Consider the following 18490-nt stretch of genomic DNA (forward strand, 5'->3'; position numbering starts at 1 on the left):
CCATCGACACTCTGAAAAGACCGCACGAAAGCCCCACAACGGACCCAAGACAATTCTCGCTGCAATTGACCGGGAGTTAAACCGGACAATAGTGGCACGACGGCCGAGGATGACGCCGAGAGTGCGGCGAAGCACGCGAACAAAACGCAAAGAGCGCCATTTCGAAGCGACAGCACCTCGCACCGAAACCACTCTGGTCCCCCCCCGACCGTCGTCCTCGGGCTTGTCCCGAGGACCTAACCACGTCTCCCCGCATTCAACGTGCATGGAGCCCGGCACCCCGTCCACAAAGCCGCCCGCACCCCGGTCCACACACCACCCCAAATGCGCTATAACCGCCATGAATCGCCACGGACCAGAGAGCCCCATGACCGAACGACTAGAACGCCTCATCGACCAGGGAACCGGCCGCGAACCGGCCGATATCGTGCTCAAGGGCGGGCGGTTCTTCGATCTGGTGACGGGCGAGCTGGTACAATCGGATATCGCCATCTCGAGCGACACCATCGTCGGCACCTGCGGCGGTTACAACGGCAGGACCGAGATCGACATATCCGGCCTTATCGTCGTCCCCGGCTTCATCGACACGCATCTCCACATCGAAAGCTCGCTCGTCACCCCGCACGAGTTCGACCGCTGCGTGCTCCCCTATGGCGTCACGACCGTGATCTGCGATCCGCACGAGATCGCCAACGTGCTCGGCGCCGAAGGCATCCGCTATTTCCTGGATTCGGCCGAGCAAACCATCATGGACATCCGCGTCCAGCTCTCCTCCTGCGTTCCCGCCACGCATCTGGAAACCTCCGGCGCCGACCTGCCGATCGAAAAGCTCCTGCCCTTCCGCGACCACGAGAAGGTCATCGGCCTTGCCGAGTTCATGAACTTCCCCGGCGTGATCCACAAGGATCCCGTCTGCATGGCCAAGCTGGCGGCATTTCAAGGAGCGCACATCGACGGCCACGCCCCGCTTCTCTCGGGCAATGATCTCAACGGCTATCTCGCAGCCGGCATCCGCACCGAGCATGAATGCACGAGCGCCGAAGAGGCGCTGGAGAAGATCCGCAAGGGCATGCACATCCTCGTGCGCGAAGGCTCCGTCTCCAAGGACCTTCACGCGCTGATGCCGATCATAACCGAGCGCCTGTCGCCGCATCTGGCGCTGTGCACCGACGACCGCAACCCGCTCGATATCGCCGAGCAGGGCCATCTCGACTACATGATCCGCACCGCGATCAAGAACGGCGTCGAACCGCTCGCCATCTACCGCGCCGCCTCGATCTCCGCCGCCCGCGCCTTCGGCCTGCGCGACCGCGGCCTCGTTGCCCCCGGCTGGCGCGCCGACCTCGCCATCCTCGACAGCCTCGAGAACTGCAAGGCCGAGATGGTCTTCTCCGCCGGCCGCAAGGTGACGCCGGAGCTCTTCGAAACCCGCAAGCCCATCGCCCCCGTCGGTCTCGACAGCGTCAGGGCGCGAACGGTCAACGCCGCCCACTTCGGCGTGCCGGTTGCCGATGGCGAAACACCCGTCATCGGCGTCATCCCTGGCAAGATCATCACCGAACACCGCCGCTACCGCCTCCCCGTCAAGGGCAACCAGACGGCGGTCGACCTCGACAACGACATCATCAAGGTCGCCGTCATCGAGCGCCACGGCAAGAACGGCAACCACGCAAACGGCTTCGTCCAGGGCTTCGGTCTGAAGAAGGGCGCGATCGCCTCCACCGTCGGCCATGACAGCCACAACATCTGCGTCGTCGGCGTCTCGGAAGACGACATGGCCATGGCCGCCAACCGGCTCGGCGAAATCAAGGGCGGCTTCGTCGTCGTCGAGGACGGCAAGGTCACCGGCGAAATCCCGCTGCCGCTCGCCGGCCTGATGAGCCTCGAACCCTACGAAACCGTCCGCGACACGCTGCACGACCTCAGAAAAGCCGCCTACGCCCTCGGCACGACCCTCGAAGAACCCTTCCTCCAAGTCGCCTTCCTGCCGCTGCCTGTTATCCCGCATCTGAAGATATCGGACATGGGCATGGTGGATGTCGACCAGTTCAGGCTGATCGGGTGAGGTCGGCTTGGCAGATGTTGCCTACGCGGCGTGACGTTTCGTCGTCAGTTCCAGCCCGAAGGCCTTCAGCACCGCGAGCGTGGTCTCGAGCGTCGGGTTGCCGTTTTCGCTGAGCGCCACATAGAGATGTTCGCGGGCCAATCCGGTTTCTTTAGAAATTTTCGTCATGCCCTTGACCCGCGCGACGACGCCGAGCGCCGAAGCGATGAATTTCGCATCGCCCGTCTTCAGCACTTCGTCGAGATAGGCTTCGACGGCCTCGTCGGAATCGAGCATTTCGGCGGGATCAAAGTCGAATATCTCTTCAGTCATCGTCGTTCGTCCATTCCGAAGCAATCCGCTTCGCGGTCCTGATATCGGCCTCCTGCGTGCTCTTGTCGCCACCGCACAGCAGTATGATGATGGCCTCGCCTCTCCGCTTGAAATAGATGCGGTAGCCAGGCCCATAGTGGATACGCAGTTCACTGATGCCCTCCCCGACTGGTTCGGCATCTCCAACAAGCCCTGCGGCAAGCCGGTGCAAGCGCAAGGCGATAATAGCCTTGGCCCGCCCATCTCGCAGCCGCTTTTGCCACTTCTGAAACGTGGCAGTCTGTTTCAAGATGATCATGACTGTACGTTTAAAGTTACAATTTGTCAACAAAACTTGGCGCAAGCAGCGTGGGGATATCCTCAAACCACCCGCGCGCAAAACCCTTCCAGCGCTCCGAGCACCACCTTGCCGCCGTCAACCGTTCCACCCGCCCCGGGCATCGCCACCCGCTCGCCGAGCACCATCCCCGCAGGCAAGCCAAACGATGCCGGCTCCCGTGTCAGGTTGAACACGAAAAGCAGCGTCTCGCCTTCCTTGCTGCGGGTAAACACCAAGAGATCCTGGTTGGTGTCGAGGAAGGTCATCGCGCCGTCGATCAGCGCCGGATGCTGTTTGCGGAAGGCCAGCGTGTCGCGGTAGTGGCTGAGCACCGAGTTGGCGTCGCCCTCCTGCACATCGACCGAGAGTGCTGCCTGCTCATAGGGCACCGGCAGCCAGGATTTCTCGGCCGTGGTGAAACCGGCATGCGCCTTGGCCGCTTCCCAGGGCATCGGCGTGCGGCATCCGTCGCGGCCCTTGAAGGCCGGCCAGAAGCGGATGCCATAGGGGTCGCGCAAATCCTCGAAGGCGAGATCGGCTTCCGGCAGGCCGAGTTCCTCGCCCTGGTAGAGGCAGATCGAGCCACGCAGCGCCGCAAGCACCGAGATCGCCAGCTTGGCGACCACGGGCCGCTCCTCGACCGTCTTGGCGAAGCGGCTAAGATGGCGGTTGACGTCATGGTTGGAGAAAGCCCAGCAGACCCAGCCGTCCGCCACCATTGTCTGGAAGGCATCGACGCAGTCGCGGATATGGGCGGCGGTGAACTCCGGGCCCAGGAGATCGAAGGTGTAGCACATGTGCAGCTTGTCGCCGCCTGATGTATAGGCCGCCACCGTCTTCAGCGAGCGCGCGCCGTCGCCCACCTCGCCGACCGTCGTGCGCCCCTCGTAGCGGTCGAGCAGCGCGCGGAAACGCTGCAGGAAGCCGATGTTTTCGGGCTGCGTCTTGTCGTAGAGGTGGTTCTGCATGCCGTAGGGGTTGGTATCCGGCGCATCCAGCCCGCCATCGCTGGTATCGGGCTCGTGCGCGGGGTTGTCGCGCAAGAGCTTGTCGCAAAAATAGTAATTGACGGTATCCAGCCGGAAGCCGTCGACGCCCCGGTCGAGCCAGAATTTCACCGTCTTCAGAAGCGCGTCCTGAACGTCGGCGTTGTGGAAGTTGAGATCCGGCTGCGAGGTGAGGAAGTTGTGCTGGTAATATTGCCGGCGCACGCCGTCCCACTCCCAGCCCGGCCCGCCGAAGATCGACAGCCAGTTGTTCGGCGCCGTGCCGTCGGGCTTCGGGTCGGCCCAGACATACCAGTCGGCCTTGTCGTTGGTGCGGCTGGAGCGGCTTTCGACGAACCAGGGGTGCACATCCGCCGTATGCGAGATCACCTGGTCGATGATCACCTTCAGCCCCAGCGCATGCGCCTGAACCATCATCTCGTCGAAATCGGCGATCGTGCCGAAGATCGGGTCGACGTCGCAATAGTCGGAAACGTCGTAGCCCATGTCGGCCATCGGCGACTTGAAGAAGGGCGAGAGCCAGATGGCATCGACGCCGAGGCTGGCGATATAGGGCAGACGCCTCGTGATCCCCTTGAGATCGCCGAGCCCGTCGCCATTCGTATCCTGAAACGATCTCGGATAGACCTGATAGACAACAGCACCCCGCCACCAGTCCGCATTCCCGCCCGTCCGAACCACCATTTGCCGCCGATCCTCGCTTTTATTGATGTCCGTGCCGAGACTAAAGCGCCGAAAGTAAAAGACAACCGCGCTCACGTTTTTTTGCATGGCGGACAAGCGCTTCCGTCCGCTACCGGTGTCGCGCGACGCGGGTATGGCAATATAAGGCTGATCCATGCTTGTCAGCATCGCGCGCGACGCGTATCAGCGAACACGAAACATCAGGGAGACCAGCGGTGGGCGGACGTTTTCTATCGATCGGGGAATGCATGGTGGAGCTGTCGCAGGCCGCCGCCGGGCTGCTGCGCAAGGGCTTTGCCGGCGACACGCTGAACACCGCATGGTACGCCCGCGCCTGCCTTCCTGGCGACTGGTCGGTGGACTACTGCACCGCGCTTGGCGACGACGCCATGTCCGACGAGATGGTGGCCTTCTTCAACGAGGCCGGCATCGGCACGACAAGCATCCGCCGCATCAAGGGCAAGGCCCCCGGCCTCTACATGATCAGCCTCAAGGACGGCGAGCGCTCCTTCAGCTACTGGCGCGACAACTCCGCCGCCCGCCAGCTCGCCGCCGATGCCGACTTCCTGCGCCAGGCGATCGAAGGCGCCGACGTCGTCTATTTCTCCGGCATCACGCTCGCGATCCTGTCGCGCGACGACGCCGACACGCTGCTGTCGGAAGCCCGCCGCGCCAAGGCATCGGGCAAGCTCGTCGCTTTCGACCCCAATATCCGCCCGCGCCTGTGGTCGGGCTATGACGAGATGCACGCGACGATAAGCGAAGGCGCGCGCGCTGCCTCGCTGGTGCTGCCGAGCTTCGAGGACGAGGCCCTGCATTTCGGCGACGTCTCGATCGAGGCCACCATCCACCGCTACCGCGCGCTCGGCGTCCGCGACGTCGTCGTCAAGAACGGCGCCGACGGCATCACGCTCGATTTCGACGGCGAGGAAACCTTCGTCCCCGCCGAGAGGGTCGAGCAGGTCGTCGACACCACCAGCGCCGGCGACAGCTTCAACGGCGCCTTCATCGCCCACTATCTCGAAGCAAAGGACGCCCCCGCATCCGCCCGTTTCGCCGCCAAGGTCGCGGCGCGGGTTGTGAGCGAGCATGGGGCGCTGGTGGCGAAGGATAAGCTTGGGGTTTGAGGGGCGTTAGACGCCTGCGAACAGTGCGGCGACCCTCGCCAATGCTTCGATTACCTTGGCGGCAGTCTCGGCGGCTTTCACGAGATCGGCGATCTCCTTCGAAACCTCGTCCAATATTTGCTTTGCGCGTTTGATTGCATCGGTAATCGGCTCGTATTGCTTCCTGCTGCTTTTCAGCCTCTCCGCAGTCAACGCATCCAATTCGGCCTCGAGCATATTGCTGATCTCGATGAATCGCCTGACCGCCGCTGGATTCTTCGCATCACCACTGGCCTCGGCCATAGCTTCCATGGCTTTCCGAATCCGCTGATATGCGGCTCTGTAACTGATCGCTGCCCTGTCTTCGGCGATCTCGGGAACCTTGGGAACGTCGGGAGTCATGAGTGGTTATCCTTTCGCGGGCAGGAATGGTTTGACCGCCGCTTGCAGCTCCTTCACGGCTTCTATGAAGCGTTCCAAGGTCAACGGGTTCGGCTTGTTCTCGGCCAGTTCCTTGTGAGCCGCGACGAAACGATCAAGCAGAACCTCATATCGAGGTCTCTCTCCGGGGATGTTCAGGAAGGGCGCGAACGCGGCCTCCATCTCTTGTCGCTCTTTCAGGAAGTCGCGATAGGAGCGATATCGGACGCCGACATCGGCGGGACTGTTCGCATCGGGGGCGCCGCGAATCTGCTTCAGCACGGCTGCCTGCTGTCGCTCCCATGTCGAATACTTGGCATCGATATTGTCCGCCATCAGCGCAAAATCTGCTGCCAGCAATGCTCTGCCCTTCACGATCGACGGATGCGCCTTCTCGATGACCAACTGTATCCGCCGGTATTGCAGCTCGGTGATAACCTTGCGGGCGACGAGCACGGTGGTATCGGCGACGGGTTGGAAATTCTTCGTCTTGGCGGTACCCGGAATGGCGTCTCCGACCGCCTTCTGCAGGTTGCCTAGCGCGTTGCCGAGATCGTCGCCCGCAACACCGGCCGCAGCCTTGGCAAGGGCAGCGCCGTATTCGGAAAGAGCCTGCGCGAAAGCTATCCTGTGGCTCCATTCGGCATCGACCGGAGACGGCTTCGCTTTCGGCGGCGGATAGGCGGAAGACGTATCGCCTAACGCAAACAACAGCGCCTGCTGTTCGACGGCAAGCCGTTGACCGATGGCACTTCGCATTGCACCCGTGTTCCTGGCGGCATCCGCTACCGCTGTCGTCGCCGCGCCGAACTCCTGAATATCTTCAGCATCGACACTCGCGCAGGCGACAAGCATCGACGTCGCCAGCAATGCCAGCACCCGCAATTGTCTCAACATGGATTGTTCCCCTAACCTCGGCTAGGGATAGCACATCAAGAATTGCAAACAACAAACCGCATACAACCCAAGATCGCATCTCCGGTTGCATCCGGCTGCACCCGCCCGCCTGTAATATTTCCATCATCGACAGCAGCGACAATATCGGTGCGGGAATCGCTTATCCGGCGCCCGCCCGGAGCTTTGCGCCGATGGCGCGGATGGAAGTCGGATCATGTTGCAACGCCTGACGAATGCCACCGATGGCGATAACGCGGCCGCCTTGTCGACGGGCAAGCCGGAGCGGCTGGTCATCGTCACCGACGCCTGGCATCCGCAGGTCAACGGCGTCGTCCGCTCGATCGAGAACACCAACCGCGAGCTCGCCAAAATCGGCGTCGAGGTGGCGATGGTGACGCCGCAGGGGTTCCGCAACATTCCCTGCCCGACCTATCCCGAGATCCGCCTGTCGATCGCAAGCTACCGCGGCGTCGCGCGCGAAATCGCCAGGCACAAGCCGTCCTATGTCCACATCGCCACCGAGGGTCCGCTGGGGCTGACGGCGCGGCGCTGGTGCCTGAAGAACCGCATGCCGTTCTCGACCAGCTACCACACGCGCTTTCCCGAATATGTCGCCGCCCGCCTTCCCATCCCGAAGAGCTGGCTCTACGCCTTCGTCAAGTGGTTCCACAATTCCGGCGCCGGCTGCATGGTGGCGACCCCTTCGCTGGCGCGCGAACTCTCCGAGAAGGGCATCCGCAACCTCATGCCCTGGACGCGCGGCATCGACGCCAACCAGTTCCATCCGGCGGCGCTCGAGGACAAGCCATTCGGCCTCGCCCGCCCGATCTTCATGACGGTCGGCCGCGTCGCCCTGGAAAAGAACCTGCCGGCCTTTCTCGATCTCGATCTTCCCGGCTCCAAGGTCGTCGTCGGCGATGGCCCGGCCCGCGCCGAACTCGAGAAGCGCTATCCCGATGTGCATTTCACCGGCCTCAAGGTCGGGCCCGAGCTGGCGGCGATCTATGCCCAGGCCGACGTCTTCGTCTTCCCGTCGCTGACCGACACCTTCGGCAACACCATCCTCGAGGCGCTCGCCTCGGGCGTCCCCGTCGCCGCCTACCCGGTCACCGGCCCGTTCGACATCATCGGCGACGACAGCGAGGTCGGCGCGCTCGACTACAATCTCGGCATCGCCTGCCTGTCCGCCCTCTCCGCCTCGCGGGAAAAGGCGCGAGAGCTCGCCGTGCAATATTCCTGGGAAGCGGCGACGCTGCAATTCATCACCAACATCCGCGCCGCCAACGGAGTGATCACTCCGAAATGGAAGAAGGCCTGGCAATACGCAAAGTCGCTGCCGCGCAACAAGCGTCTCGGCGATGGCGACGCGGCGACGATGGTGTGACGCCTTCTACTCGGCCGCCCCCGCCGCCTGACGCCCCCGCCCGCCCGGCAGCGGCGGAAACGCCAGCGCGATCGCGGCCGCCCCGAGCCCGACCAGCGCCGAGCCGATGAACAGCCAGGAGTAATTGGCGAAGCTGTCGAAGATCCAGCCGCCGATCAGCGGCCCGAAGGCCATGCCGAGGCTGGAGAGCATGGTGGCGGCGCCGAAGACCGTGCCGATGATCTTCTGCCCGAAATATTCGCGCGCCAGGACCGCGTAGAGCGGCATGACGCCGCCATAGGCGCTGCCGAAGACCACCGCCAGCGCGTAGAACTCCCCGAGCCGGCTGACGAAGAGATAACCCATCAGCGCCGCCGCCTGGATCAGCAACCCGCCGACGATGACGGGCTTGACGCCGATGCGATCGGCAAGCGTACCGTAGATCAGCCGGCCGCCGAGCCCCGCCAGCCCCTCGACGCTGTAGATACTGACCGCCGCCATCGGCGCCACGCCGCAGAGCGTCGCATAGCTCACCATGTGGAAGATCGGCCCAGAATGCGCGGCGCAGCAGGCGAAGAAGGTGAGCCCGAGCACGATGAACTGCGGCGAGCGGAACACCCGCGACAAGGGCACGCCACCCCGCTCCGACGGCAATGCGCCGGTCGCCGTCGCGGCATTGGCCGACGCGGCGGTCTCTCCCTCGGCATCGTCGGGCGCACGCCGCACCATCAGCGCGGCCGGCAGAAGCAGAACCCAGGCGCCGATGCCGATGATCAGCATCGCGGTGCGCCAGTCATAGGCGGAGATCAGGAAGCGGGCGAAGGGCGAGATCGTCATCGGCGCCACGCCCATGCCGGCCGAGACCAGCGAAACGGCAAGCCCCCGGTGCTCGTCGAACCATGCGGTTGTCGCCGCGATCATCGGCGCGAAGAAGGTGCTGGCGGCGATGCCGACGAGAATACCGTAGCTCAGCTGGAATTGCAGGAGCGTCACCGCCCGGCTGGAGAGCACCAGCGCCAGCCCGAGCAGTGCCGCCCCGACAAGCACCACCGCGCGCGGCCCGAACCGGTCGCTGGCGGCGCCCCAGACGAAGCCGCCGATCCCCATGACGATGAAGTTGAGCGTCATCGCGCTGGCGATTCCGATATGCGACCAGCCGGTATCGAGCGCGATCGGCTCCTGGAAGATCGCCAGCGAAAACATCGCCCCCAGCGCCACGCAGGTCATCAGCGCCCCCGCCGCCACGATCACCCACCGATAGGACCCCTGATGCGAATGGCTCATGATCGTGCATCCTCCCTGATCGAAAGCCTCCTTGGCCAAAGCGGCGCGCAACCCCGATCGAACCGCGTCCGCGGGGCGCCCCACGGGCCTTGCTGTCTGAAAGACGTCCCGGCCCCGGCCTTCCCGACACCGGCGCCACGCTTTTTTGCCCGCGCCGCCGGATAGCCGTCCTCCAGGCCCAGGCGGCGCTAAGACCCAAAAATAGTCGTATATATTAAATCAGGATTATTAGACAAAGCCAGGTCGGCGTGAGATTCTTCCGCGATGGAATCAGGAAACGAGATGGCCGACGAACGTTATTTATATGATTCGAAGTCGCACAAGGCGGTCATGTATCAGGCCGGCGAGCATCTCTACCCCATTTCAGGCAACAAGGCGCAGCACTGGATCTCGGGAGACTATATCTTCTCCCTGGAAACGCAGGCCATTACTTACTGGATACTCGGAAACGACGTCTACGGCCATGTCGGCAACGGCGAATTGACCCGCGAGCCGGTTTATTACTTCGCCGGCTGACGCGGCACGGCGTGCTATCCGACGGGAAGATGCCGGGCGCGGCGCTGGACCGCACCCGATCTGTTACTTGGCCGGCTGCGGCTTGCGACGTCCGCCGCTCTTCGATTCGTACGGATTGTCCTTCTCACGATACATGATCCGGATCGGCACGCCGGGCATGTTGAAATCCGTGCGCAGGCTGTTGACCAGATAGCGCGTATAGGATTCCGGCAGCGCGTCGGCGCGGGTACACGAGATCATGAAGGCCGGCGGACGGGCCTTGACCTGGGTCATGTATTTCAGCTTCAGGCGGCGGCCGGAGACGGCCGGTGGCGGATGCTGCGTCGTGATCGAATCGAGCCAGCGGTTGAGCTTGGCGGTCGAGATGCGGCGGTTCCACGTCATGTCGGTATCGATGATCGACTGCATCAGCTTGTCGAGGCCGCGCCCGGTCTGGCCGGAGATCGGCACGGCGCGGATGCCGCGCGCCTGCGGCAACAGCCGCTCGGTCTTCTCGCGCAGGTCCGCCAGAAGCGCCTGCGGCTCGTCGATCAGATCCCACTTGTTGAAGGCGAGAACGGCGGCGCGTCCCTCGCGAACCACGAGGTCGACCAGCTGCAGGTCCTGCTTCTCGAAGGGAATGGTCGCGTCGAAGACGATGACCACGGTCTCGGCGAAGCGGATGGAGCGCAAAGAATCGGCGACCGACAGCTTCTCGAGCTTCTCGGTGACGCGCGCCTTGCGGCGCATGCCTGCGGTATCGAACATCTTGATGGTGCGGCCGTGCCAGTCCCACTCGACGGAAATGCTGTCACGGGTAATCCCGGCCTCGGGGCCGGTGAGCAAGCGGTCCTCGCCGAGGAAGCGGTTGATCAGCGTCGACTTGCCGGCATTCGGGCGGCCGATGATCGCCACGCGCAGCGGCTTGGTGTCGTCGTATTCGGGCTCGTAGTCCTCGTCCTCTTCCATCTCGCGGGGAAGATTGACGTTGGTCTCGGCGATGTCTTCCTTCGGCGGATAGGCGCGATCCTCGCCGACCGCTTCCACGATCGCGTCGCGCAGGTCGAGCATGCCCTGCCCGTGTTCTGCCGAAATCGGCACCGGCTCGCCGAGGCCCAGCGTATAGGCGTCGTAGAAGCCGCCGTCGGAGCCCTTGGCTTCCGACTTGTTGGCGACGAGCACGACCGGCTTGCCGCGACGGCGCAGCATCTCGGCCAGTTCCTTGTCGACAGGCGTCAGGCCGAACTTGGCATCGACCAAGAAGAGCGAGATATCGGCCTCGTCGATCGCCGCTTCCGTCTGGACGCGCATGCGGCCCTGCAGGCTTTCGGCGTCGGCCTTTTCGAGGCCGGCGGTATCGATGATGGTGAAGGTCAGCCCCATCAGGCGCGCATCGCCGGGACGGCGGTCGCGGGTGACGCCGGGCGTGTCGTCGACAAGCGCCAGCTTCTTTCCGACCAGCCGGTTGAAAAGCGTCGACTTGCCGACATTCGGGCGACCGACGATCGCGACCGTAAAGCTCATTGAAATACCCTAAACTCAGCCCTGTGCGGCGGGCGCCTTGCCGGATGCAATGATGTTATCAAGCATCATCTGGGCGCGATTGGCAACATTGCGCGGTGTCTGCGCATCGTCGGCGATCGCCTGGTACCACTGGCGGGCCTGGACCATGTTGCCGGCCTTGTAGGCGGCAAGGCCGAGCGCTTCGCGAGCGGAGTGGCGGAACGGGTTGGTCGGAACGGCCATTTCCTCGACCTGGGCCGAGACCTGTTCATAGGTGCCGTTTTCGATCAGCAGCCATGCGGCGCGGATCTTGGCGGCGTTGCGGATGGCGACCGGCGCCTTGGCGTCCTTGCCGATCACGTCGAAGGCGGCCACGGCGCCCGCGGCGTCGCCCTTCTGCGCGATGACAGAGGCGGCACGCAGGCGCGCCAGGATCGGATAGTCGCCATAGCCTTCCTTCTCGAGCTTTTCGAGCGCCGTCAGCGCCTCGTCGCTCTTGTTCTCGTCGGCAAGCTTCATGGCGGCGATGAACTGGTCGCCGGTGCCCGACGACTGGTTGCTGTCCCAATACTGGAACACCTTGTAGCCGACCGTTCCGAGGACGATGAGGACGGCCAGCACGATCAGGTAGCGGCCGAAGCGATGCCACGCACCCTTCATCTGGTCCGATCGCAGTTCCTCATTGACTTCACGAATGAAGCTATCGTCGTTGAATGCCATTCTCGTCTCCGGCCCGGATATGCAAAATCATGCGGGTTGCACGCACATTGTCGGGCCTTCTACCCCATTTTGCAGCCGTTGTAAGGGGGATGTGTAAGAATCGTTACATCACAAGCGGTGAAACGCCGATCACCAGTTCGTGCAGTTTGAAGAGAATGGCCGCCCAAAGCACCACGCCGATGATCACGGCATAGAGATCGTACTTGGCCGACACGAAGACCGGCAGCTTGATCTCGCCGTTGCGCAGCCGCTGCTTCATCGAGATCCGCAGCAGCACCGCCCAGGCGAGGAAGGCGCCGAACAGCACGATCGCCTCGGGTTCGCCGTTGGCCAGAAGATGCGAGAGCGCCCAGATCTTGATCGCCACCAGCAGCGGAAACTTGAGCTTGGTCCTGATGTGCCCGGCGGGCAGGAAGCCCGCCACCAGACAGATCACCGCGATCAGCATCAGGGTCAGCGTGATATGCGCCACCCAGACCGGCGGATTGTACAGCGTGCCGTACATGCCGCGCGCCTGATCGAAGGCGTAGGCGAGGAACAGCAGCGTGACGATGCTCAAGATACCATGCACGGCGCCCCAGACCGGCTTGCCGAGCTTGTCGATCATCGCGCGGCGGAGATCAGGCACGACCACGCGGATCAGGTGAAGGCCGATAAAGAGGACGAGGCTCAATATTAGCAGCTGCATCGCTAAATTCCTGTTTTGACTATGAGACAGGCTTAGCTTCACCGATCGGAAAATGCCAGCGGCACCGCAGCTTCGCCTCAATTCTGTACCAGAAAAGCCCGAAACAAATTGTCGCGGTGCCCATGTCTTTCAGTATCTCTCCCGGTATGTCTTTCAGTATCTCTCGTTCCAGCCTCTCCATGCTCGTATCACGTTCCTGCCTTTCGATTTCGCTTGCCCTCTCGATGCTCGTTCCGGCCGTCGCCCCCGCGACAGCCCAAACCGCGCCAACCCAGACCGTGACTGGCCAAACCTCAACCGGCCAAACCCCGATCGCCCAGACCCCGACCGGCCAGACCGCTCCTCCCGCCGTCGATGCCGCTCCGGTCGAGCCCCCCGCCGCTCCCCTCGGCAACGCGGACGCCAAGCCGGCGGAAAAGCCGAAGCAGCTGGTGATGATCTCCTTCGACGGCGCCCACGACAACGCGCTGTGGCAAAGGAGCCGCGAGATGGCGACGAGGAACGGCGCGCATTTCACCTATTTTCTCTCCTGCACCTTCCTGATGAACAAGGAGATGAAGAAGGCCTATCAGGCGCCGTACCAGAAGGCCGGCCGCTCCAATGTCGGCTTTGCCCAGAGCGACGACGAAATCCGCCAGCGCCTTGACAACATCTGGAACGCCAGCCTCGAGGGCAACGAGATCTCCAGCCACGGCTGCGGCCATTTCGACGGCCGCAAGTGGAGCGAGGCCAACTGGTCGCAGGAATACACCGACTTCCGCGACACGCTGAGGAACGCCTGGAAGGGCGTCGGCCTGCAAGAGCCGCAGGGCTGGCGGGACCTGGTCGACGATCGCATCAGGGGTTTCCGCGCCCCCTATCTTTCGACCACGGAAGGCGCCGACATGATCGCCGCCGAGAAGAAGTCCGGCTTCACCTACGACGCCAGCCTCGTCACCAAGGGACCGACCATGCCGGTCGAGGAGGGTGGCATCATCCGCTTCGGGCTGCCGCTGATCCCCGAGGGCCCGCGCGACCGGCCGATCATCGGCATGGACTACAACCTATTCGTCCGCCATTCCAAGGGCGAGGAGGACAAGGCCGAAAGCAAGCAGTTCGAGGACCGCGCCTACGCCGCCTTCAAGCGCGCCTTCGACAAGCAATATGCGGGCGACCGCATCCCGCTGCAGCTCGGCTTCCACTTCGTCGAGATGAACGGCGGCGCCTACTGGCGGGCCCTCGACCGCCTGGTAAGCGACGTCTGCCGGCGAGACGACGTCGACTGCGTCAGCTATTCGGAAGCGATCCCCCTGATCAAGGCGCGCGGCAAGCTGAAGACGACGCCGGCTTCGGGGTTGTGAGTGGCGGGGCTCGGCCGGATTGCTGAGCGCTTTACCGTGTAACACCCCCTCTGCCCTGCCGGGCATCTCCCCCACAAGGGGGGAGAAGACTCGCGGTCATAACTCGCCCAGACAGCAAACGTGGCGCGAGCGGCCACCCCCAGCGTTCTCCCCCTTGTGGGGGAGATGCCGGCAGGCAGAGAGGGTCTTTCGTGCACAACTCCAGCCGCCCCATACCACCACCCGACCCCACGGGTACGATCACCCACCCCACGAAACAAATCCCTCAACCCGCTCAACACCCTATCACCAGCACCGCACATTTCTCATCCCCGCCCCGCGCCGCCGCGCCATACTCCCCTCGTCACCGCACTGGGAGCCGGGTCGCGAACCGGATGCTCAGCCGCTCGAAATCCGGCGTGGGGTGATGGTTGCCAAGGGGATCGAACGCCGTCAGGGCCGATGATCCACCGGCAAGACCGATCCGAGAGACGCTCCTGTCGGGTCGGGCGAACCGGAAACCGAGGTGATCGGGCAGGCGGACAGCCTGACATCCATACCACCGACAACAAACCGCCTGCCCTTCCCGTTTCATGACGCCGACCGTCGCGAGGTTTTGCTTCGCGCGCGGCTTTGGCGTGCGTGGTGAGTGGGTGACGGTTGGCGTTGTGCCATTTGACGCCCTCTCTGACCTGCCGGCCATCTCCCCCACAAGGGGGGAGAATGCTGGGGGCGGCCGCTCGCTCCACATTTCCTGTCTGGGCGAGCGCTAACCACGAGTTTTCTCCCCCCTTGTGGGGGAGATGGCCGGCAGGTCAGAGAGGGTCTTTCGCGCCGCACCCACCCCACAAACAAAAAACGCCGCGCATCCAAGGACACGCGGCGTCTCCAAAATCCAATCCCGCCCCACTAGCCGTCGGCGTGCACGACCCCGGCAGCCTCGCGCTCCAGGTAGCGCTGGTCGATCGCGGGAAGCGGCTCGCCATCGATGGCGGATTCGAAGGTGCGAAGGCGCTTGTAGATGGAGAGCAGCTCGACGATCGTCGTCCAGGAATTGACGAGATACTGGAAGGATTCCCGCACCTGGCCGAAGACGTTCTGGATCTGGCTCATCACGCCGAGCGTCAACTTGCCGGCGACGATCGAGGGCACGAGGACGAAGGTGCCGAACAGGTTGTCGGCCTGCAGATAGAAGATGCGGGCGACGTTGAAGTACATGTAGTGGAAATAGAGGCGGAAGTAGTTGCGTCGGACGTTGGCGAAGAGTTGCGCCACCGTGATCGGATCGGCGCGGTCGTCATGGTCCTCGCCGTAGACCAGTTCCTTGCGATAGGCCGCCTCGACTCGCTGGTTGCGGAACTCCAGCCCCGGCAGCTTGATGCCAACGGCCGCCAGGAACACCGTTCCGAACAGCGACCAGAAAATCGCCGCCCAGACGAGCGCATGCGGCACCGTACCGATGATCGGCAATTCCGTGACCGTGGTGGAGAACTTGAACAGCACCGGCAGGAAGGCGATCAGCGTCATGATCGAGCTGACGAGGTTGACGCCGAGGCTCTCGACCGTGGTCGAGAAGCGCATGGTATCTTCCTGCACACGCTGCGAGGCGCCCTCGATGTGGCGCAGCTTCGGCCAGTAGGACATGTAGAATTCGTTCATCGCCGTGCGCCAGCGGAAGATCCAGTGGCTGACGAAGAACAGGTTGAGTACGCCGACGGTGATCGCCACGAAGGCGATACCGGCAAAACCCGTCATGCCCCAATAGAGATCGGCGGCCGTGGGGATCGGCTCCTGGCGCGCCAGCGCACGCTGGATCATGTCGTAGAACGGGCCGTACCAGGCATTGATGGCCACGCTGACCTGCACCGAGAAATAGGTGTTGAAGATGATCAGCGCCGAGCCGAGCACAGACCACATCTGCCAGCGATGCGGGCTGTAGGTGAACCAGAAGCCGGCGAAGATGGCGACGAAGACGATGTAGTAGACGTAGAACCAGAGGAACGGCGTCGACCAGAACACGGAAACACCGACCGGCGCCTCCTGCCCCGGCGCCAGTGGCGGCAGCCCGATCAGGGCGCCGAGGCTCGAGCCTCCGAAATACCAGAGAAGGACGCCGACGAGCGCCCAGGCAACGGCCGATGTGAAGAAGAGTTTCGGCTTCGGGAAGTAGGATAGAAACACGGGAGGGATTGCTTTCCTGAACGAGTGTCTTCGCAAGCTCTATAAGAGCGATTGCGCCGGAAATTAAGGCAGTTCGAACATAGGAGCAATGGCCTGACGGCATTGTTACGCAATTGTAACCGCTTAGGAGAGCTTCTTGACGACCGGCATGACCATGGCGGCGCAGACGACGATGGCCGCCGCCGCCACATAGGTCGGCGCGACGAAGCTTCCGGTGCGCTCGGCAAGCGCGCCGGCGACGATCGGGCCGACGATCTGGCCGAAGCCGAAGGCGGCCGTCATCATCGCGAAGGCCCGGCGCGGGCTCGCCGGCACCAGCTTGCGGCCGATCTGCAGCCCGTAGGCGGTGATCGCCAGGAAGGTCGAGCCGAACAGCGCCCCGCCGATCAGGGGCGCCACCGAGCGCGGCAGCATCACGGTTGCCAGCACACCGGCAACCTGGACCAGAAGTGCGGCGACATAGACCCAGCCGAGCCCGAGCGGCCGCACCAGCGGCTTCCACGCGAACAGCGCCACGGCCGATGTCAGCCCGGCGATGAACCAGCAGAGGAATTCGACGGTCGCGCCGGCCGCCGCCATCCGGGCGATGGTGACGAGGAAGGTGGCGGTGATGACGTAGCCGAAGCCGAACAGCCCGTAGGAGAGTGTCACGAGCAGCATCGGCCGGCTCCATGTGATTGGCGGCTCCTTGCCGGTCTGCCCGCCGGCAACCGGCCCCGCGGGCAGAAGCAGCCAGACGAGCGCGAGGCTGATCGCGGAATAGATCGCCCCGCCGATCCAGTCGATCCGCCAGGCGTCCGGACCGCCTTGCGAGGCAAGACCGATGACGAAGACCATCACCGACGACAGCGCGATCCCCGCCCCCGGCCCGCCGAAATGCGCCGATTGCACATGGTCGTTGCCGGCCGCCGCCCCGTGGCTGAGCACGATGGCGGAGGTGAAGATCATCGCGAATGCGCTGGCGACACCGGCGAGAAAGCGGATGACGGCGAAGAGCATGACCGAACCGGTCATCGCCATCGCGGCCAAGAGGATGGCGTTCGCGGCAAGCGCTGAAAGCGCCACCTTGCGCTCCCGCCCCGCCGCCCAGCCATAGGCTGCCGCGACCGCGCCGACGAGATAGCCGACGAAATTGGCCGACGCGATGAAGCCGGCATCGGCCGCCGACAGCGGCACGCCGCTCATCATGCCGGGCAGGATCGGCGTATAGGAGAAGCGCCCGAAGCCCATGGCGGACGCCATGGCGATCATCCCGGCCAGCGCCGTGCGAAACAAGGGTGCATGCGGGGATGCGTGGGGAAGTTCATTGCGAGCCAACATGCTTCGCTTATCGCGCCGCACAATGCGAGCCGCAATCAAGATTTTCTGATGAACCCATCAATTCCGGAAATTTTCGGCCCGCCCTTGAAACGACATATCTTACGATATATGTTTTACGACATAATCAACGATACATCATAAGGAGTAATCGATGAGAGGTTTTAGAGGTGGAATGATGGGCGGCGGTGGCTTTCGCATGGGGCGGAAGTTCGCGGCCGGCGACCTGCAGCTGGTGATCCTGGCGCTCTTGGCCGAACAGCCGCGCCATGGCTACGAGCTGATCAAGCTTCTGGAAGAGCGCTCCGGCGGCTTCTATGTCCCGAGCCCCGGCGTCATCTATCCGGCGCTGACCTATCTTGAGGAAACCGGCCTTGCCGAGGTCGAGACGGAGGGCACCAAGAAGCTCTACCGCATCACCGAAAGCGGCCGCAAACAGGTCGAGGAAAACAGTTCCATGATCGACATGACGCTAGGAAAGTTGGAACGCATCGGCGAGAAGATGGCGCATGTGCGCCGTATTTTCGATCCGGAAAGCCGTGGTCCGGAAAGCTATGGCAGGGAACGCGAGGAAGAAGCCTTCCCCGAGGACAAGAGCGAAGTTGTCGCCGCCCGCATGCTTTTGAAGTCGGCGCTGAAGCTGCGCTATCCCTGGTCGAAGGACGAAGCCAAGCGCATCGCCGGCATTCTCGAGCGCGCCGCCGCCGAGATCCTGCAGCAGCCCAGGAACGACTAATCACGACCGGCGTCATCAAGCCAAACGAAAACGCCCTGCTCTCGCGGCGGGGCGTTTCGCATTGTGGGTCCGTT

At 63.5% G+C, this 18490-nt stretch carries 17 protein-coding genes; 6 read left to right on the forward strand and 11 right to left on the reverse strand.

All coding sequences use genetic code 11. The features are described 5' to 3' along the window. The first annotated feature begins 367 nt into the window (after positions 1-367). On the forward strand, positions 368-2065 hold the full coding sequence (gene ade / locus GGQ67_RS22525) for an adenine deaminase (protein WP_183902368.1): 1698 nt from the start codon (positions 368-370) through the stop codon (positions 2063-2065). A 21-nt stretch (positions 2066-2086) separates the two neighbouring features. Here the strand turns inward: ade and GGQ67_RS22530 are convergent, their stop codons facing one another. The 3 genes from GGQ67_RS22530 to bglA all read right to left on the reverse strand — a co-directional run bounded on the left by GGQ67_RS22530 (position 2087) and on the right by bglA (position 4387). Continuing rightward, positions 2087-2377 (reverse strand): addiction module antidote protein, encoded by a 291-nt coding sequence (locus GGQ67_RS22530; protein ID WP_183902369.1) that lies wholly within the window; start codon positions 2375-2377, stop codon positions 2087-2089. Further along, complete coding sequence (locus tag GGQ67_RS22535; protein ID WP_183902370.1) at positions 2370-2675, reverse strand: type II toxin-antitoxin system RelE/ParE family toxin; 306 nt, start codon at positions 2673-2675, stop codon at positions 2370-2372. Before GGQ67_RS22535 ends, GGQ67_RS22530 begins: the two co-directional genes overlap by 8 nt. 62 nt (positions 2676-2737) lie before the next feature. Next, positions 2738-4387, reverse strand: coding sequence for a beta-galactosidase BglA (gene bglA, locus GGQ67_RS22540; RefSeq protein WP_183902371.1), 1650 nt, complete (start codon positions 4385-4387; stop codon positions 2738-2740). A gap of 215 nt (positions 4388-4602) precedes the next feature. Here bglA and GGQ67_RS22545 point away from each other — a divergent pair, with 215 nt between their 5' ends. Then, entirely contained in the window at positions 4603-5514 is a 912-nt protein-coding gene (locus tag GGQ67_RS22545; protein WP_183902372.1) for a PfkB family carbohydrate kinase, read from the forward strand. Positions 5515-5520: 6 nt separating this feature from the next. Here GGQ67_RS22545 and GGQ67_RS22550 read toward each other — a convergent pair whose 3' ends face one another. Both GGQ67_RS22550 and GGQ67_RS22555 read right to left on the reverse strand, forming a co-directional pair. Next, positions 5521-5895 carry a hypothetical protein gene (locus GGQ67_RS22550; RefSeq protein ID WP_183902373.1) on the reverse strand — a complete coding sequence of 125 codons (375 nt, stop codon included), beginning with the start codon at positions 5893-5895 and terminating at the stop codon, positions 5521-5523. Positions 5896-5901: 6 nt separating this feature from the next. Continuing rightward, positions 5902-6810 (reverse strand): hypothetical protein, encoded by a 909-nt coding sequence (locus GGQ67_RS22555; RefSeq protein ID WP_183902374.1) that lies wholly within the window; start codon positions 6808-6810, stop codon positions 5902-5904. Positions 6811-7024: 214 nt separating this feature from the next. On the opposite strand from GGQ67_RS22555, the gene GGQ67_RS22560 reads away from it, so the two are divergent. Then, entirely contained in the window at positions 7025-8194 is a 1170-nt protein-coding gene (locus tag GGQ67_RS22560; RefSeq protein WP_183902375.1) for a glycosyltransferase family 4 protein, read from the forward strand. Between the two features lie 6 nt (positions 8195-8200). Here GGQ67_RS22560 and GGQ67_RS22565 read toward each other — a convergent pair whose 3' ends face one another. Further along, positions 8201-9457, reverse strand: a complete 1257-nt coding sequence (locus tag GGQ67_RS22565) for an MFS transporter (RefSeq protein WP_183902376.1) — start codon at positions 9455-9457, stop codon at positions 8201-8203. Between the two features lie 282 nt (positions 9458-9739). Here GGQ67_RS22565 and GGQ67_RS22570 point away from each other — a divergent pair, with 282 nt between their 5' ends. Beyond that, on the forward strand, positions 9740-9973 hold the full coding sequence (locus tag GGQ67_RS22570; RefSeq protein ID WP_183902377.1) for a hypothetical protein: 234 nt from the start codon (positions 9740-9742) through the stop codon (positions 9971-9973). 63 nt (positions 9974-10036) lie between these two features. Here the strand turns inward: GGQ67_RS22570 and der are convergent, their stop codons facing one another. The 3 genes from der to GGQ67_RS22585 form a co-directional block, all read right to left on the reverse strand. Further along, positions 10037-11476: a ribosome biogenesis GTPase Der gene (der, locus tag GGQ67_RS22575; protein ID WP_183902378.1), complete on the reverse strand. Its 1440-nt coding sequence runs from the start codon at positions 11474-11476 to the stop codon at positions 10037-10039. Positions 11477-11491: 15 nt separating this feature from the next. Further along, the gene (locus GGQ67_RS22580; protein WP_183902379.1) at positions 11492-12175 is read right to left on the reverse strand and encodes a tetratricopeptide repeat protein; all 684 of its coding nucleotides are present in this window, start codon (positions 12173-12175) and stop codon (positions 11492-11494) included. A gap of 103 nt (positions 12176-12278) precedes the next feature. Beyond that, on the reverse strand, positions 12279-12863 hold the full coding sequence (locus tag GGQ67_RS22585) for an NnrU family protein (protein WP_183902380.1): 585 nt from the start codon (positions 12861-12863) through the stop codon (positions 12279-12281). Positions 12864-13042: 179 nt separating this feature from the next. On the opposite strand from GGQ67_RS22585, the gene GGQ67_RS22590 reads away from it, so the two are divergent. Then, positions 13043-14203, forward strand: a complete 1161-nt coding sequence (locus GGQ67_RS22590; protein ID WP_246400279.1) for a polysaccharide deacetylase family protein — start codon at positions 13043-13045, stop codon at positions 14201-14203. Between the two features lie 888 nt (positions 14204-15091). Here the strand turns inward: GGQ67_RS22590 and bacA are convergent. After that, entirely contained in the window at positions 15092-16363 is a 1272-nt protein-coding gene (bacA, locus tag GGQ67_RS22595; protein ID WP_183902381.1) for a bacteroid development protein BacA, read from the reverse strand. A gap of 123 nt (positions 16364-16486) precedes the next feature. Continuing rightward, entirely contained in the window at positions 16487-17683 is a 1197-nt protein-coding gene (locus tag GGQ67_RS22600) for a YbfB/YjiJ family MFS transporter (protein ID WP_183902382.1), read from the reverse strand. A gap of 151 nt (positions 17684-17834) precedes the next feature. On the opposite strand from GGQ67_RS22600, the gene GGQ67_RS22605 reads away from it, so the two are divergent. Continuing rightward, positions 17835-18416, forward strand: a complete 582-nt coding sequence (locus tag GGQ67_RS22605; RefSeq protein WP_183902383.1) for a PadR family transcriptional regulator — start codon at positions 17835-17837, stop codon at positions 18414-18416. Positions 18417-18490: the final 74 nt, after the last annotated feature.

This window comes from Rhizobium metallidurans (assembly GCF_014196505.1).
Classification (GTDB): domain Bacteria; phylum Pseudomonadota; class Alphaproteobacteria; order Rhizobiales; family Rhizobiaceae; genus Rhizobium; species Rhizobium metallidurans.